Below are 16,821 nucleotides of genomic sequence, written 5' to 3' on the forward strand. Positions count from 1 at the left end.
CCAAAATACAGTTTAAATTGTATCTCACTTTTCTTACAATTTTCATTACATCATATCATTTACCGCACTGCCAGCACCGCTTTTTCACTACACTCTCTACTCCCATCCGCCGCCATTCCTCCTTTACAGATCGCTCTTCACAATGCATCGCTTGTACACTCCGAAGGCTTTGACAAGCCCAGGTGGCATTGCTAAGATGACACGGCTTTGAAAGCCAACGAGGTACTCAGCCAGAGTACAAGTCTGCAATGAGAGAGGAGATTGTTATGGCAAAGCCAATTGAACTCACTGATGCGAACTTTGATGCGGAAGTAAAACAATCTGATGTGCCTGTCATCGTTGATTTTTGGGCTGTTTGGTGTGGCCCCTGCCGCATGATTGCCCCTATTCTGGAAGAAATCGCCAACGAATATGAAGGCACGTTGAAGGTGACGAAACTGGATGTAGACCAATATCCGCAGTTGGCTATGGAATATGGGGTACAAAGCATTCCCACGCTGTTGCTCTTCAAAGATGGGCAACCCGTGGAACGCCTGATCGGCTACATGCCTAAAAAGCGCCTGCTCGACCGCATTCTGCCGCACGTCGAAGCCCAAGCGTCCTGAGAAAGTCAACGTCCACTAGCACACAACACCTCGCCGATGGCGGGGTGTTGTTGTTTCCCCTCGTCAAAAGCATCATCTCACCAATTTTCCTTCATTTTTCACCAAAAATTCACTACTCAAATGTCTGTTTTGGTGATGAAATTGTCGCGAGGAAAGTGTATATTCATGCTACGAGTCGTCTGAAGAAAAATGCTCGCCGTGATGATCTGTGATGATGAACCAATCTTGAGAACATACCTTAGTATTTGGTCTTGCGAGTACACCTCAAAAACTTCCCTTGAAAATGCAAAATTATCCGCTTGGACAAAACAATTGTTGCAAATCCTGCAACAAGGCACCTCTACAGTGGGAGCAAATCCCACTTAATGGAGGTGCTCTCATGGCCTTCTGGAAGTGCAAACAAAAGGAGTTCGAGAAGACGATTCGCATCATCAAAGAAAACCCCGGTATCCGTCCTGCGGAGTTGGCTCGCAAACTGGGTGTTTCACGCTCCACAGTGATCCGCCGATTACCAGCATTGGAAGAAGCAGGGTTCCTTCTTTATGAAGACGAACGAGGAGGCTTATATCCCTACCGCAAAGGAAAGGAAAAGTGAAGGAAACTTTGTCCTCCTGCTAAATGCCAAAAACACGAAGGGGCGACGCGCTTGGATATGTGTTGCCCCTTCAACACAACGATTGCAACCAGATGCACAGGTTTGGACGAATTCGCCGCAAATTTTTGAAAAAGTGCTCTCTTGTTGCGGGATTTTACCTACACATGTGATAAAGTGTTACAAACCGCTACATACATGATATGAGGGCTACCACAATGGAAAAGATCGAGGGAAAAGCCACGCGCCTGGAGCAAATGATTTACATTCTCCTCGCCTATCCGGAAGGACTTACCCGAGCGGAAATTGCGCGTCGTTTGGGGGTTCATCGTTCCACAGTGGCACGATATGTCCATGACTTGGAACAGTTGGGCATCCCCATTTGGATAGACGGACAACGCGTTGGCATCAACTCTGACGCGTATCAGATAAAAGTGGGCGTGACCATTCATGAAGCCACAGCCATACATTTGGCCGCACGCCTCATGGCAACACGCATGGACGAGCGAAACCCACATGCAGCCAGTGCCCTGCGCAAGCTGGGCCACGAGTTACGTATCCTCGCGCCCCATGTGAGCCGCCACCTCCTTCTTTCTGCCGAGGTAATAGAAGCACAAGCACAACGTCAAGACCCTGTTTTTATCACCATTTTGGAAACGCTCACTCGTGCCTGGTCCCAAGGGCGCAAGGTAAAAGTATGGCACTGGCATGAGAAAACAAATCGGGTTTATGAATATCTGCTCTCTCCCTATTTTCTCGAACCCTATGCAGTAGGGCGGACAATCCATGTGATCGGATTTCGTGAGCCACCGGGGGCTATCCGCACGCTGAAAGTAGAACGTATTCGACGCGCCGAAATTACGGCAACACCCTACACCATCCCCCACGATTTCGACCCCCGCAATCTGCTGCGCGATGCGTGGGGTATCTGGTACACCGAAGAAGAACCAGTAGAGGTTATTTTACGCTTTCATCCACGTGTGGCTCACAGAGTGAAAGAAACGCGCTGGCATCCATCTGAACACCTGGAAGAACAACCCAATGGTGCGCTCATCTGGCGGGCGCGGGTGGCTGAGCCGCAAGAAATGCTCCCCTGGATTCGCGGTTGGGGTGCAGATGTTGAGGTGCTAGCTCCCGAGGAATTGCGCCTGACCCTCATTCGTGAAGCGAAAGCGTTGGCGCGCTTATATGGCGTTGCGTCAGAACCAACACCCGATGACCCTGACTACGACCAAAAACGTTTCCAGCAACTCTTTGATACGGAGTAATTGCATGAAACTCTACCCCTACCAGATACAGGTTGCTCAACTCTTACGCAATGGCACCAGTGTTCTTCTTCAGGCGCCGACTGGGGCAGGCAAAACCCTGGCTGCACTTTGGCCCTTTCTCGAAGCATGGGACCGAGATGATCCCGAAATGTTTCCACGCCAAGCCATCTATACCGTACCGATGCGCGTACTTGCCAACCAATTTTTGACGGAGACACGCCGCCTGGTCCAACGACTCCGCACCCCTACTTTGCCCCACATTACCATCCAAACGGGCGAGCAACCATTGGACCCTGAATTTCGGGGGGACATAATCTTCACAACTCTCGACCAAACACTGAGCAGCCTGTTGGGAGTTCCGTACAGCCTTTCTACTACACGCTCCAACCTGAATGTAGGTGCAGTACTTGGGTCCTACCTCGTTTTTGATGAATTTCATCTTTTCCCATACGAAGCCTCTCTCACTGTGCTGCAACTCTTGCGCCAGATCGGACGCATTACGCCCTTTGTGCTCATGACGGCCACATTCTCCAGCACGCTACTACAGCAAATTGCCACCCTGCTCAGGGATTCTGGAGTCACCGTGGAGACAGTGGTCGTATCACCTGAAGAAGCACGCGCTATCGCGACACGTGACCAACAGAAGGAACGCCGTTTTTACATAGCGGATACACCACTGATTGATTTGGAAAACGGTACACACCAAGCCCAAAACATTCTGGGCCATCACCATCAGCGCTCGTTAGTTGTTGTAAACACTGTAGGACGAGCACAGTCTATGTATGAAGCTTTACTGAACGCGGGGGCGCAAGGTATCCCCTTCTCTTCTTTGGTCACGGATGAAGAATACGAAGAGGCACTGAGAGCAAGTTTACAGAAAGAAGAAAAGGGGCAGAAAACGAGTGAAAACCCGTGGCTCCCCTTGGTCGAACGGGTTCGCGAACACCTCCTTCAGCACGCGGAAGCCCCCTGGGTGATGTTGCTGCACAGCCGATTTGAGAGCAAACATCGGCGTTTCAAAGAAGAACTTTTGCGCATGCTCTGGGGGCCAAAAAGTACAGAAGCGCAACAACCCTCCATCATCGTTATCGCGACCCAAGTTGTCGAAGTCGGATTGGATATCAGTGCTGAGGTTCTACACACAGAAAGCGCGCCTGCAGCCGCGGTGCTCCAGCGGGCGGGGCGCTGTGCGCGTTATCCCGGAGAAAAAGGGCGTGTCTATGTGTATCCAGCCCCTCCACAAGCCAATGGTATGCCCAATTTCAAACCTTATGACCAGACAACTGTCGAACGGGAGACGTGCGAACGTTCGTGGGCTGCACTGCAAAAGTACCATGGTCAAGTCGTGGATTTCCCTGAAGAGCAAGCTATTATTGATGAAGCACACACCAAGCAAGATGAAGCGTTGCTAAACGATATTGATCAAAAAGAAGGGGAGATCTGGCGTGGCATATGCGATGCACTAGACCTGGGCATTACCGCCACACGCACCCAACTCATTCGTAATACCATCTCCTCACGCACGATTATCGTGTATGATGCGCCTGATGAAAGCGAAGAACCGCCCTTTGGTCGTGAGGGATTTTCCATCCACATTGGTTCACTCCATGCATCTCTTGGAGAACTTCGCACATTGCAGAATACCCTTGGCTTGGAATGGGCGTTGCGCCGATTAGAAGTTCGCGAAGGGAAGGACGACAACGAGGCCCTTTATTTCTGGCTTCCTGTGAATACCAATGAAGACTTGCAAGGTGCATTCTTCCTCGCCGTACATCCACACTTGGCCGCCTATGACGCGGAGCGTGGATTCCGCCTCGGTGTGGCAAGCAACGGCAATTATGAATCTTCAATCACATTTCGCCCCCTTCGGGAGCAACCCGATTACGGAGCGTATCAGTTGGAATGCTACCACGAACATATTGAAGGTATGGTGAAGGTACTGAAAATGGGCCCCTGGGAGAAGCGCTTTGCCTGGTCTGCCCGTCGCCTGGCGGAAGTTTTAGGCATTTCCAAAGAAGCGGTATGGCAGATGCTCTATTTGACCATTGCTCTGCACGATGTGGGCAAACTGCAAAAAGATTGGCAAAAGTGGGCGTGGATATATCAGAAACGTATTGGTCAACCGCTTTACGAGAACCACTGTCTGGTTGCCCACACGTGGAGTGATGGCAGCGAAACACACAAGCAAATTGCCCGATCAGTGCGGCCGAAACGTCCACCACATGCTGCTGAAGGGGCCGTAGCCTCCTGGCCTCTTCTCTATCAGCAGCTGGACAACAGCCAAGGGCGGGGGTGGTTGGCACGTATCGTTTGCACGGCCATTGCTCGCCACCATGCCGCGCGGGCGAGCAATGTGAGCCCTTTCTGTATGCACCCCCGTGCCCCACAAGCCGTCCATACCGCCATGAAAGCCATTGGCAAATGGGGAGAAAGCGTAGATGAAACGAAGTTGCTTCTCAGGCATTCGGCGCCTCGATTGGAGGACTATCTCATTGACCCACCAGATGAGCGCGCTTCCGACGACGTGTGGTGGGACTGGTGGGCGTACTTCTTGCTGGTGCGAACTTTACGACTGACTGATGGACTGTCACAGGAACGAAGATAGTCCGCCTAGAAGGTCCCGTTTTGAAGACATCACATGTAGGAGGAGACGATATGACGCTTCGCGTACCCAAAACCTCTCAAACCTACGCCGATGCGCTGTTAGCTCTGGGCCTCGCCAGGCTCGTTGACCGTTGGCTGAGTCAGGTGCAAGGCTGGCGGGATCTGTTCGTTGTTGACGCAGGGGCTTATTACGAAATTCGCGTTGTGGACCGCCGCGAGCAGATCTTTCCCCTGCCCGACCCCATGCAGGCCCGATATTTCGCCAGCATCGCCCGCTATATCAAAAGCAAACACTTCGCTGAGCTCCCTGAGGAACGATTTCCTTCTCGTGACGTGGATAAGGTATGGGAGCGTGTGCGCACATACGCCAATTCGCGTAGCAGCCTGAGCAAAAAAGGCGTCAAGGGCACAGAGGCCGAACAACAACAACTGAAAGACAATGAGCCACCACCCGAATGGCAAATTGTGGCTTGGCTTGGTACGCGCCAGATGCAAGCTCTGCCAACCTACAATAAGATTGTTGCCGCCTGGGCACGATTGGAGCAACACTTCCCCCAGTATCTTCAAGCCTTTCTGTCACTGGCAACCCAGGCGGAAGATGCCGAAAGTGTGTACAAAGAGTGGCGTCGGCTTGCCAAAGAGGATGGCGTACCCAATACCGTTACCGCCTCCCAGTTGCTCAACCCACATCAGGGAAAGGGACAAAATCAACCCAAAATTGCTTCTCTCCAGCCAAGCAATATGAGCAATCCATGGCCAATCGAGTACCTGAAGGCGGCTGGCCTCTGGGAAATCACTTTCCCACGTCAGACATCCGATACGAAAGACTGGAAAGTGTACGTCCTGGCGCCACGGCGTATCTGGATACGTGATCTCCGTCGGGTGTATGCTCGTTTCGCTCGCACATTATGGCGTGAACGCCGTCAGGACACCACCAGCCTGAAAACGGATATCACTAGCATTCTGCTCTTCTACCAAACTTGGCTGGACTACTCACTGGAGCACGCAAACGATCCAAATGTACCCACCAACCCCACCACGGTCGTCCACGGTTTCTATACCGTGCAGTTCAAAATGATGAGTCGGAACGCCTATACAATGCTCAACCAATCCTTCCTGCACCTGCCGGAGTGGGGCAAGGATATCAAGACACAGGAAGACGTACAGAGTTGGAAACATCTCCTCCAAGAGCATCTGAACGTTGTACATAGCATTGATGAGAGGCATAGTGGTGGCTACGACTTACTCAAAGAGTATCGGGATTTCGTCGCTGGCGGGAAGTGGGAGGCTTTCTTCAATTTTACACGAGGATATGCCCACTACCTTATGCAACGGTTAGCACAGAATCAGTATGCTGTTCAATTCACCACAAACAATCTAAGGAGGTTACTCATGACTGGACCAAAGAGATTTTCTCAAATTCTCGAAACCCCAGGGTTTCAGGAAATCGCATACGCAATCCGACACAGCACCGTTATTCCTCAATTTTGGAAGGCGCAGTACAAACGCCAAAAGACGAATGAGCCGCCGCTCTATGAAGTGCGCTATGGGTTGGCCGCAGAACTCCAACGCAAGGCCACAGTTGCCGAGGAGTTCATTACTGCGCTCATGAATTTCTTGCAAAGTTACAATCAGGAAAACGCCCAAAAACTGGAAAGCACTGGAAAGCAACGGCGTAAAGATGTGCGGACTACAGCCATTGACGAGATTGTACATCTCATTGACGAATATGGTTCCGAGGTTGTTGCCAATCTGCTCATTGCCTATGGCTACGCTCGTGAACCCCGCGAAAATGTGGAAGAAACGGGAGAAGCGCCCGTTTTAGAAGAAAACGTGGAAGAACATGCAGAATAGGAGGCGAACCATGACTGAACAAAAAGCCGTCTATGCTCTTTCTATCTCCGGCCGCCTGACTCTGGAGATGCACTCTCTGAATAACGAAGGGGGAGAAGGCAACCAGACCATGACCCGTACTGTGGCTATCGTCACCCCTGATGGCAATGTCCACAAGGTCAATGCGATTAGCGGCGATATGTTCAAACATATTCAAGCCGAGCACTACTATCTGTTGGCAAAGGAAGGGCGACTGCCTTTGTGCCGCGGGTGCCAAGTCTTCGATGCTGCCCGTATCCTCGCCGACAAAGAGTTTCTCAACAACCTCCCCAAGACAGACGAAGATGTACTGAATCAATTACTCTCTTACTGCGCCCTTGACGATACAGAAGGGACACTCATTGCCCGTGGAGCTCGCTCCATTCCCCGCAAATCCATCGCCGAGTTCGCATGGGTGGTGGGTATTCCCGAAAAAGTACGTACCGAGTCCTACTTCCATGTGCGCTACGCACGCGAACGTGGCGGCGAGGAAGCCACCGATCAACCCATCTTCCATCGCCCCGCGTCCTCTGGTGTGTATGCGTCTGTCGCCACCTTTGAAATCGCACGCATTGGCTTCAATGACGTGAGTCAGACCTACGCAATTGACGCCGAAGAGCGTCAGCGCCGCTATGAAACCTTCTTGAAGAGCGTCATGTACACCTATATCGAACCCAGTGGCGCTATGCGTGGCACCCAGAACCCTCATATCCACGCCTTCGAGGGTGTCATTACCATCAGTTATGGCGTCATGCCCGCACCGACCATCAGCCCTTTGGCCGATGAATATGCCGACCAAATTGCACGTATTGCGCAAAACCTGGACCCTGAAGGCACTGTTTTGGAAGTCAAACGATTCGAGAATATGGCCGAATTTACCGAGATGATGCAAGGCATTTTGCAGAACACGCGCCCATATACGCTCTTCGCATCATAGGAGGGATGCTATGCCCTGGCTCATTGCCTATTACCAACCTGTAGGGCTATTTTCCCTGAAACACGGAGAAGCCACCTCCACAGGAGGAAAAAGCCTGCTTATACCCACCCCTTTTAGCATTCGTACCGCGCTGGTGGATGCAGCTCTGCGCATAGAAGGTATCCAACGGGCCGAAGAAATTGTAGAAGACGTCAGGAGGCTGTCCTTGGCTATCAAGCCGCCGAAGTATGTAGCTGTTAGCGCACTTTTTGCCAAAGTGCTCAAACCCGAACGTTCTGATGCAGATAGCGATCGCCCCTTCCAAAAAACTATAGCCTTTCGTGAGTATGTGCATTGGTGGGGCACCTTGGGCGTGGCTCTCCAAGGAGATGCACCAATCTTGCATCGGGCAACTTCTTGGTTGGAGCATATTACCTACTTCGGCAAGCGCGGCAGTCTCGTACAACTAGAAGCGTCACCATCTCTCCAGGATGACCTACCGCATGGCTTCGTTACTCTTCTTGGTCACGACCTGAGCCAAGAGCTGCCCGCCTCGTTCCCTCTCGGGCTGCTTCAACGGGTAGATGAGTGGGGAAACGATCTCACCTGGGAGCGCCTGAATGTGTATAACCACGCGGGTAAAATCCGTGTTGGGAAGGAGCGTATCCGCTTCGATGTCATCCTTCCTTACCAAATGACACAAGCGGGACGTGGGTTTACGGTGTACGAAAATACGGGAGCAAAGTAACGCAATCGAGAGTAACAATGGCAGGCGGTTGTTCACGATGAAGATAGGCACGGCGAAAAGAACAACCGCCTGCAAGACCAACATCGAGGAAGAAAACACCTATGCATAACTTGAAAGCCTGTATTCTCGAATTTACAGTCGCAGCGAAAACACCGCTCGAGCTCCCCCATTGGGCAGGTTCAGCACTGCGAGGCGCGCTACTTGGCGTGCTCCGACGCCATTACTGCCCTGTGCCCGAAGGTGGCGATACAGCCCATACAGCCACCTGCCCAGCTTGCTGGCTTATAGCACGCGAGAATCCGCAATGGTGGCGCGGACGTCAGCCCGTCCGACCTTACACTGTGGCTGTTTCCGGCGGTCAGGGTCGCCCTATAGACCACGTCCTCAACGGTGGTCCTGGCTGGTACCGGCTTGAGCCTGGCGATACGTTTACTTTCCGAATGACGCTCTTCGGTGTAGCTGTCAACCTGTTGCCCTACCTTGTATTAGCTATACCCGCCATGGGGCAAATCGGTATAGGACGCAGAATGGCTGAGCTTCGGGGGAAACGAGGCCAGTTCACCCTACGACGCATCGAGGCGCTCAATCCTCTCACCGGACAACGCGAGTTGATTATGAAATCACCCAACCATGAGGTCACTGTGCCAACACTCTTTATAGACCAATCAACAATTGATGCGGCCACCCATCGCCTATTAGATTCCATGACGCAGAATGAGATCACGGTACAATTTCGTTCGCCTACACGCTTGGTAGAACAAGGCCACTTGCTCAAGGTTCCGCACTTCCGCCCCATCTTTCAACGATTGCTGGAACGAGTAGAGGGAGTGATTGATCAATACGCCGATGGAGAACCAGAATGGAACTACGCATCGCTCATTGAAGCAGCTACACAAGTGCGAATGGTTCGCAATCAAACTCATTGGGTGGAAGTGAAAAGTGGCTCTCGGCGTACGGGCAGAGTAACACCCCTGAGCGGCTTCGTGGGACAGGCCACCTATACCGCCAAAGACTGGCGCCCACTGCTCCCTATACTGCTGTGGGGCTGTGTTGTTCAAATAGGGCGAAGCACTGTGAAAGGGAACGGGTGGATTTCGATCCACGCGGCATAATACCAATTGCTGCCTGAAACCGGGAGGAAACCAGTGCCCAAGAAGTATCTCATCGCTGATGAATTCGGCACCCATATTGGCAAACATTCGCAACGCTTGCGGCTTACACGTTCCAAAACCCGCGAAAAACTGGGCGACTACCCTCTGCTGCACCTCGAAGCGGTACTCGTCTTATCCCAAGGTGTGAGTGTTTCAGCTGATGCGGTTCAGGCATGCAGCGAACGTGGTATTCCCATCTTCTTCATCGCGGGCACGGGCCGTGTGTACGCTCTGCTCTACAGTGCCGCATTGGTTGGGACGGTAAGCACTCGGCGCGCCCAAATTCGCGCCTACGATGATGAACGTGGGGTCGCCGTAGCTATTGCCATGGCGCAGGGAAAACTACGCAATCAGCGTGCTGCATTGCGCTATTTCGCCAAAAATGCCGAGGCAGTGCGTGCCGATGCCGTACAAATCGCAGCGCAGCATGTGCAAGATGGCATTGTCGAACTCGACCGCCTGCCCCGCACTGCTTCCCTTGACGAGATACGCAACATTCTTCTGGGCATCGAAGGACGTGCCGCCACCCATTACTGGGAAGGTGTGCGCGCCATTCTGCGGCCAACATTCGACTGGCCAGGCCGCCGTACACGCGGGGCAAACGATGTTTTCAACCAAGCGCTCAATTACGGCTACGGGGTTCTCTACGGACAAGTCGAGCGCGCCTTGTTGCTCGCCGGGCTCGATCCCTACGCAGGCTTTCTCCACGCCGACCGCCCCGGCAAACCCAGCCTCGTTCTCGACCTCATTGAAGAATTTCGCCAACAGGTGGTAGACCGCCCTCTGATTGGCTACGTCAACAAGGGGGGACACCTGGAACAAGATGAGGAAGGCCTTGCGAAACCTACACGGCGTAAAATCGCCGAGTTGGTACTGGACCGATTGACGACGCGGATGCCCTTTGAGGGAGAACGTCTTTCACTCAACACAATTTTGCAAACACAGGCACGCCGGCTGGCGATGTTTCTGCGGGGTGAACGTGACGCCTATGAACCGTTTGTGGGAACGTGGTGAGGTATGCCATGCGCTGCCTGCTCGTGTACGACATTCCGGACGATCGTACCCGGACGCGCGTTTCCGAAGCCTGCCTTGATTATGGGCTGGAACGCATTCAGTATAGCGCTTTCCTGGGTGAACTGACTCCCACCTACCGGCGTGAGCTGATGAAACGTTTGCGGCATATCCTCGGTAAGCACGACGGCAAAATCCAATGCTTCCCCCTCTGCGAACGCGACTGGAACGCTCGCGATGAAATTATTCATCAAGAGACATCGACTTGAAACGCAGGAGTCGTCCGGTGTATGCCACTCCTTCAACAGATGAACCGCTAGCGAACGAACCGCAAGCGCTCGCCATCGCTGATGGTCTCGATCCACTGATTCTCACCGCCAGCGATGTCAAACAATGGTTTGTTTGCGCTCGTGTGGTCTGGTATCAACGCCTGCTGGGCACATGGCGCCCCACCACCTACGCCATGCAAGTCGGCGATGAGATGCACACACGCCAACGGGCTCGCCTGCGCCGTCGCCACCTACGCACCTTGCCAGAGGGCGATTACCACATGGATATGCCCCTCTTCGATGCCGAACTGGGGCTCTCAGGACGCCCCGACCTGGTGATTGAAGCGCAGCATGAACACATCCCCGTGGATTTCAAAGACAGCACCAACGTGCAGGGGAAGCATGTTGCCATGCAAATTGCCGCCTATGGTCTGCTTCTCATACGGCAAGGGCGGAAAGTCAAACGCGGTATTGTCTACAGTCTGCCACGCCGTCGTATGCGTGAAATTCGATTGGATACCCACCGCCTGCGCGAGGTTGAAAGCGTGGTTCAGTCCATGCACACGCATTTGCTGGCTGAGCAGTTGCCGCCGCCAACGACCAAGCGAGCGTTGTGTGTCTCGTGCGAATTTCGGCGCTACTGCAACGATGTTTTCTAACCACCTTCCCCACCCAAATGGATAGCCCACACCTCACCATCTGGAAGATGCATTTTCGCCACACCTGGCGTATACTGGTCAATGCAGAACACGTTTCAAGACAAGCGGATCAAGGAGGATACGCTCATGTTCGTTCGCGATCGAATGTCCAGCCCCGTTGTGACTATTACGCCCGACACCTCATTCGTTGACGCCATGCAACTGTTGAAAGAAAAAGGTTTTCGTCGGCTTCCCGTGGTCAATAAAAAAGGGCGGCTCATCGGGATTGTCGCCGAGCGCGATTTGCTCTACGCCTCTCCGTCCCCGGCAACAACGCTCACCGTGTGGGAGATGAACTACCTCCTCTCGCAACTCAAAATTGAAGAACTGATGACGCGCAACGTCATCACCGTCACACCGGATACCCCTATTGAAGAAGCCGCCAATCTCATGGTCACCAACAAAATCGGCGGGCTTCCCGTGGTTGATGAAAACGACCAAGTTGTCGGCATCATCACCGAGACCGACATTTTCAAAGCATTTGTCGAATTACTGGGTGGCGGTCAATCGGGATTGCGGCTGACTATCGAAGTACCGGAGCGCCGCGGGGTCTTGGCGCAATTGGCAACCGCCATTGCCGAACAAGGCGGCAATATCATCAGCGTAGGCACATTTTACGGCGATACGCCCGAAGAGCGCCACCTGCTCGTCAAAGTACGTGGCGTTTCCAAAGAGCAAATCGTGGATGTGCTCGAAGCCTTGGGTGATCACGTGTTGGATGCCCGCGAGGTCTAGCACATTCCTCACAGGCAACACATGCAAAGAGCGGCGCATTGCTCGTGTGCGCCGCTCTTTGTGTATCACCCACCATCGTGCATTACGGGTTCAACGGCAACCCCTGCCGCACCCATTGCGCAATGCCGCCACGCAACTCATACACCTGTTGAAAGCCCAACTTCTTCATAATGGGAATTGTCTGCCCGCTCCGATTGCCGCTTCGGCAATACACAAAGTAGGTCTTGCTCTTGTCCAATTGCGCCAATTGTTGCTCAAAATCGGGCGCATAGAAATCAATGTTGATGGCGCCTTCAAGATGCCCACCGGCAAACTCTTCCGGCGTGCGCACATCCAGAATCACAAAATTGGGGTCATCCTTGTGCTCGCGAATGAGCGTCAACCCCTCTTTTGGCGTCACAGTCTCAAACGTGCCGCTTGCCGTATCGCTCGAACACGCAACCGCGCCACCAACAAGCACAAGCAAGAATGCCAACAGCTGCCACACAATACGCTTCATAAGGCGTTCTCCTCCGCTCTCTCTTTTTGATACATGCGGGGAGTATAGCCAACTCGTCATAGCCGCCAAATAAACAAGCCCGCCGCGGTGGATAAACCGGGCGGGCTTGGTGTGCAGAAGCGCGCAGGCTTATTCAGCCCATGTAATCAGCGCCATGGCGTGGGGCGTCAACAAATCTTCATGATGCGGCACGACGCGCACACCAACCTCCAAGCGCCCATTTTCCTCAGGCACCAGTTCGCCCGTAAAGCGAATCGAACCATCAGATTCGAGCCCCGCTGGTGTGAGCGTCAGCGTGCGAATCGGCGTGCGCACGTCTTCGCGTTCGTAGCGATACACCACTTCCACGCGCACATCGTCAGGCGTCAGGTTGCCCAGCCAGGCGCGCGCCGAGAAAGGAATCGGCTCGCGAATATGCACAACGTGCGTCGCCGGGCGTTCCGCTACCAGGCGAATGCGCGGCCATTCAGCACGCACGCGCTGTTTCCACGCCGCCAGCGCCCGCGCACGGGCAAAATTGTCCGCGGTGAAGCGCGCCCACGCCTCGGCGGCGGGAATGTAGTACATGTGGACGTACTCTTTCAACATGCGCACTGTGTTGAATTGCGGCGCGACCGTGCGAATAGACGCCCGCACTGTCTGCAACCATCCGTGCGGCACCGCCTCATCCCGGTCAAAGTAGAGCGGCACGATATCGTTTTCCAGCGTCTCGTAAAGCGAGCGCGCATCGGCATCGTCCTGCTCATCCTCGCTCTCATATTCGCGTTCGTCGCCAATCGGCCAACCGTTGGTGCCATCGTACGCTTCACGCCACCAGCCGTCCAGCACGCTAAAGTTGGGCACACCGTTGATTGCCGCCTTCATGCCACTGGTGCCGCTGGCTTCAAGCGGACGGCGCGGGTTGTTCATCCAAATATCCACACCATGTGTCAACAGGCGTGCCACATGCATGTCGTAATCTTCCACAAAGAGCACACGGTCTTTGAAACCAGGCATCTTGGAAATCTCGGTGATGCGTTTGATAAGCGCTTTGCCTGGCTCATCAGCCGGGTGCGCCTTCCCCGCGAAAATAATTTGCACGGGGCGCTCGCTATTGGTGATGATCGCGTGTGCCCGTTCCAAATCACGGAAGAAGAGAGTGGCACGCTTGTACGTCGCGAAACGACGCGCAAAGCCAATGGTCAGCGCCTTGGGGTCGAGCAAGTCCGCCACATGGCGCAATTCGGCACTGGTTTGCCCATGGCGCGTGCGTTGCACAGTCACACGCGCGCGCAACGCCTCAATCATTTGCTGCTTCAACTCGCGGCGCAGTGCCCACAACTCATCATCAGGAATTGCATCGAGCGCCTCCCACACTTCGGGGTCGTCAATGCGTTCGCGCCAATCGGTCGGCAAATACTTGTCGAACAAAGCCGCCAGTTCAGGCGCAATCCACGACCAGAAGTGCACCCCATTGGTGATATGCCCAATGGGAATCTCTTCCACCGGCACCCCCGGCCAGAGCTCTTGCCACATCTCGCGCGAGACGTGCCCATGCAGTTCGCTCACACCATTATGGAAAGCGCTCAACCGCAACGCCAGCACCGTCATGCTGAAGCGCGGTCCCCACGGCAAATCATGGTGCGCCAGCGCGAAAAATTCCTCACGTGAAAGCCCCAGGCGCGGCCAGTAGGTGTAGAAGTAGCGCTCAATGAGGTCGAATGTGAACGCATCGTGCCCCGCCGGCACCGGCGTGTGAGTGGTAAAGAGCGTGCTCGCCGCCACCGCCTCACGGGCTTCAGCGAAAGAGAGCCCATGCTCTTCAACCAATTCGCGCACACGTTCAAGCCCCAAGAACGCCGAATGGCCTTCGTTCATGTGCCAGGCCACAGGTTCAATCCCCAGCACGCGGAGCGCACGCACACCACCAATACCCAAAATAATTTCCTGCGAGAGACGCATTTCGTTGTCGCCCCCATACAAGCGGGCGGCTAACTCACGGTCTTCGGGCGCGTTGGGGTCCACATCCGTATCAAGCAAGTAGAGCGGTACGCGCCCCACCTGAATCTTCCACACACGTGCGGTGACGGTGCGCCCAGGCAACTCCACACGCACGTAGGCATCTTCGCCGTCAGGCGTTTTGGCGGGCTGCACCGGCACTTCTTCAAAGTTAATTTTCTCGTAAATGGCTTCCTGCGTTCCGTCAGCGCTAATCCGCTGCTGGAAATACCCCTGTGGGTACAGGAAACCGACGCCTACAAGGGGAATCCCCAAATCGCTCGCGGTTTTGCAATGGTCGCCCGCCAGCACACCTAACCCGCCTGAATAAATCGGCAGTGATTCGTGCAAGCCAAATTCAGCCGAAAAGTAGGCAATAGGTTTGTCGGCTTTGTCGGGAAATGTGCGCGCAAACCATGTGTCTGTTGCGTTCATATATGCATCGAACGCATGCATCACCCGCCGGTAGCGTTCGAGATAGGTCGCATCGGCGGCGGCTTCATTGAGGCGCTCCTGTGAAATAAAGCGCAACAACTTCACCGGATTGTGGTTCACGCGAAGCCACAATGCAGGATCGAGGGTTTCAAACAGTTCTGCGGCTTCCGGATGCCACGACCACCACAGGTTGTATGCCAGTTCTTCAAGCCGTTCGATCGGTTCGGGCAGTTCTGGCAACACGAGAACGCGGTCGAGTGTTTTCAAAGCAAGCCTCCTTTGCCATTGTTGTGTTCCCTTGAAAATAGGGAACGTTCCCAAAATTGGCGCACGCGATTTTAACCAACAAATTGCGTTTTGTCCAATGCAACCGAGTGGCTGGGAAAAACGTCTTATTTGATTGCACAAAAAAACGCTGTATACTCGGAGGCATCAATTGACGAGCCCAAACGTGCGCATTATGGAAACACTACTTCCACACGTCCCATTTGAACAACACTCGCTCGATAGCCTGGATGTGGAAAACTTTCTGGAGAACTTGCGCAAGCGCCGCTTTACCGGTGCGGTCTGGCTACAATCGGCCACCAACGCAAGTGCCGCCATCCTGTTTATTGACGGTTTATTGCTGGAAGAATTTTTTTGCCCCTTAGGGACACCCCCTTGCCGTCCCACATCGCTCGAAAACATCCTCAGCCAATTCCGCCTGGGGCATGTGGCTGTTCTGGTACAACACTTGCCGGTTGAAGCCCTGCAAGCCGTGCGCCTCATGCTCAACGCTGCGCAAGAACATGAGGCCACCTTGTCTGAGCCGGCCGCGTTGGACGCCATGATTCAGACATACATGGAGACAGAAGGCTCAACAGTCCTGCGGCTCTCATGGTCGGACTCAGATGCGTGCATCGTGGTGACAAGTGGGCACCCAGACCCGCTGACCATTGTCCTCTGGACACCAGGCACGTCGTTGACTGGGGATGAAGCCTTGCCGGCTATTCGCAACAAAGTCGCCGGCGAAACAGCCACCTTAGTCGTTTTTCGCGTTCAGCAAGTCAATCAACAAGAACACGAGCAAACACACTCTCTGCACACGGCATTTACTGCGCTCTTCAATCAAATGCTGTTCCTGTACAAAGATTTTGTGGGGCAACACCTCACAGCGCGATTGACGCGCCACCTCAACCGCCTTATTGTTTCAAAATATGGGTGGGATATTCGTATTTCCACCAACGGTATCGAAGGCGGCGGCAATTTCGCCACCGTAGAAGAAGCGCGACTCGCTTACGAACAAATCATCAACGATTTTATCCACCTGGCCGGTATTGTGATTGGCCCGCAATTGGCGCAATTACTGGTGCGCGAAAGTTTTCAATTGCTCCCCCGCGATTTGCGGGATACACTGAACGCTCACAATCTCCCACCTTTTGAAACGCAGTGGTAAGGAGTT

The 16,821-nt window shown here is 53.8% G+C and carries 15 protein-coding genes; 13 read left to right on the forward strand and 2 right to left on the reverse strand.

The features are described 5' to 3' along the window. Positions 1–266: 266 nt before the first annotated feature. The 12 genes from trxA (at position 267) to SE16_RS08325 (ending at position 12,469) form a co-directional block, all read left to right on the forward strand. The gene (gene trxA / locus SE16_RS08265; protein WP_054491630.1) at positions 267–605 is read left to right on the forward strand and encodes a thioredoxin; all 339 of its coding nucleotides are present in this window, start codon (positions 267–269) and stop codon (positions 603–605) included. A gap of 379 nt (positions 606–984) precedes the next feature. Beyond that, a complete protein-coding gene (locus SE16_RS08270) occupies positions 985–1,200 on the forward strand; it encodes a winged helix-turn-helix domain-containing protein (RefSeq protein ID WP_054491629.1) in 216 nt (71 codons plus the stop codon). A 215-nt stretch (positions 1,201–1,415) separates the two neighbouring features. Then, on the forward strand, positions 1,416–2,465 hold the full coding sequence (locus SE16_RS08275) for a helix-turn-helix transcriptional regulator (protein WP_054491628.1): 1,050 nt from the start codon (positions 1,416–1,418) through the stop codon (positions 2,463–2,465). 4 nt (positions 2,466–2,469) lie between these two features. Next, a complete protein-coding gene (locus SE16_RS08280) occupies positions 2,470–5,070 on the forward strand; it encodes a DEAD/DEAH box helicase (protein ID WP_054491627.1) in 2,601 nt (866 codons plus the stop codon). A gap of 50 nt (positions 5,071–5,120) precedes the next feature. Continuing rightward, positions 5,121–6,923, forward strand: coding sequence for a hypothetical protein (locus tag SE16_RS08285; protein ID WP_054491626.1), 1,803 nt, complete (start codon positions 5,121–5,123; stop codon positions 6,921–6,923). Between the two features lie 10 nt (positions 6,924–6,933). Continuing rightward, positions 6,934–7,878: a DevR family CRISPR-associated autoregulator gene (locus tag SE16_RS08290; protein ID WP_054491625.1), complete on the forward strand. Its 945-nt coding sequence runs from the start codon at positions 6,934–6,936 to the stop codon at positions 7,876–7,878. 10 nt (positions 7,879–7,888) lie between these two features. Next, positions 7,889–8,605, forward strand: a complete 717-nt coding sequence (locus SE16_RS15780; RefSeq protein ID WP_152917978.1) for a hypothetical protein — start codon at positions 7,889–7,891, stop codon at positions 8,603–8,605. A 527-nt stretch (positions 8,606–9,132) separates the two neighbouring features. Next, the gene (gene cas6, locus SE16_RS15970) at positions 9,133–9,717 is read left to right on the forward strand and encodes a CRISPR system precrRNA processing endoribonuclease RAMP protein Cas6 (RefSeq protein WP_160316920.1); all 585 of its coding nucleotides are present in this window, start codon (positions 9,133–9,135) and stop codon (positions 9,715–9,717) included. 33 nt (positions 9,718–9,750) lie between these two features. Beyond that, positions 9,751–10,770 (forward strand): CRISPR-associated endonuclease Cas1, encoded by a 1,020-nt coding sequence (gene cas1, locus SE16_RS08310; RefSeq protein WP_054491621.1) that lies wholly within the window; start codon positions 9,751–9,753, stop codon positions 10,768–10,770. A gap of 8 nt (positions 10,771–10,778) precedes the next feature. Continuing rightward, positions 10,779–11,036, forward strand: coding sequence for a CRISPR-associated endonuclease Cas2 (gene cas2 / locus SE16_RS08315; protein ID WP_054491620.1), 258 nt, complete (start codon positions 10,779–10,781; stop codon positions 11,034–11,036). Between the two features lie 17 nt (positions 11,037–11,053). Beyond that, positions 11,054–11,695 (forward strand): CRISPR-associated protein Cas4, encoded by a 642-nt coding sequence (cas4, locus tag SE16_RS08320; protein ID WP_054491619.1) that lies wholly within the window; start codon positions 11,054–11,056, stop codon positions 11,693–11,695. A gap of 126 nt (positions 11,696–11,821) precedes the next feature. Next, positions 11,822–12,469, forward strand: coding sequence for a CBS and ACT domain-containing protein (locus SE16_RS08325; RefSeq protein WP_054491618.1), 648 nt, complete (start codon positions 11,822–11,824; stop codon positions 12,467–12,469). Between the two features lie 82 nt (positions 12,470–12,551). Here the strand turns inward: SE16_RS08325 and SE16_RS08330 are convergent, their stop codons facing one another. Together SE16_RS08330 and glgP are read right to left on the reverse strand one after the other, a co-directional pair. Further along, positions 12,552–12,968: a rhodanese-like domain-containing protein gene (locus SE16_RS08330; RefSeq protein WP_082373750.1), complete on the reverse strand. Its 417-nt coding sequence runs from the start codon at positions 12,966–12,968 to the stop codon at positions 12,552–12,554. Between the two features lie 129 nt (positions 12,969–13,097). After that, positions 13,098–15,647 carry an alpha-glucan family phosphorylase gene (gene glgP / locus SE16_RS08335; protein WP_054491617.1) on the reverse strand — a complete coding sequence of 850 codons (2,550 nt, stop codon included), beginning with the start codon at positions 15,645–15,647 and terminating at the stop codon, positions 13,098–13,100. Between the two features lie 193 nt (positions 15,648–15,840). On the opposite strand from glgP, the gene SE16_RS08340 reads away from it, so the two are divergent. After that, a complete protein-coding gene (locus SE16_RS08340) occupies positions 15,841–16,815 on the forward strand; it encodes a hypothetical protein (RefSeq protein ID WP_060687475.1) in 975 nt (324 codons plus the stop codon). The last annotated feature ends 6 nt before the right edge of the window (positions 16,816–16,821 follow it).

It is taken from the genome of Ardenticatena maritima (assembly GCF_001306175.1).
Taxonomy (GTDB): domain Bacteria; phylum Chloroflexota; class Anaerolineae; order Ardenticatenales; family Ardenticatenaceae; genus Ardenticatena; species Ardenticatena maritima.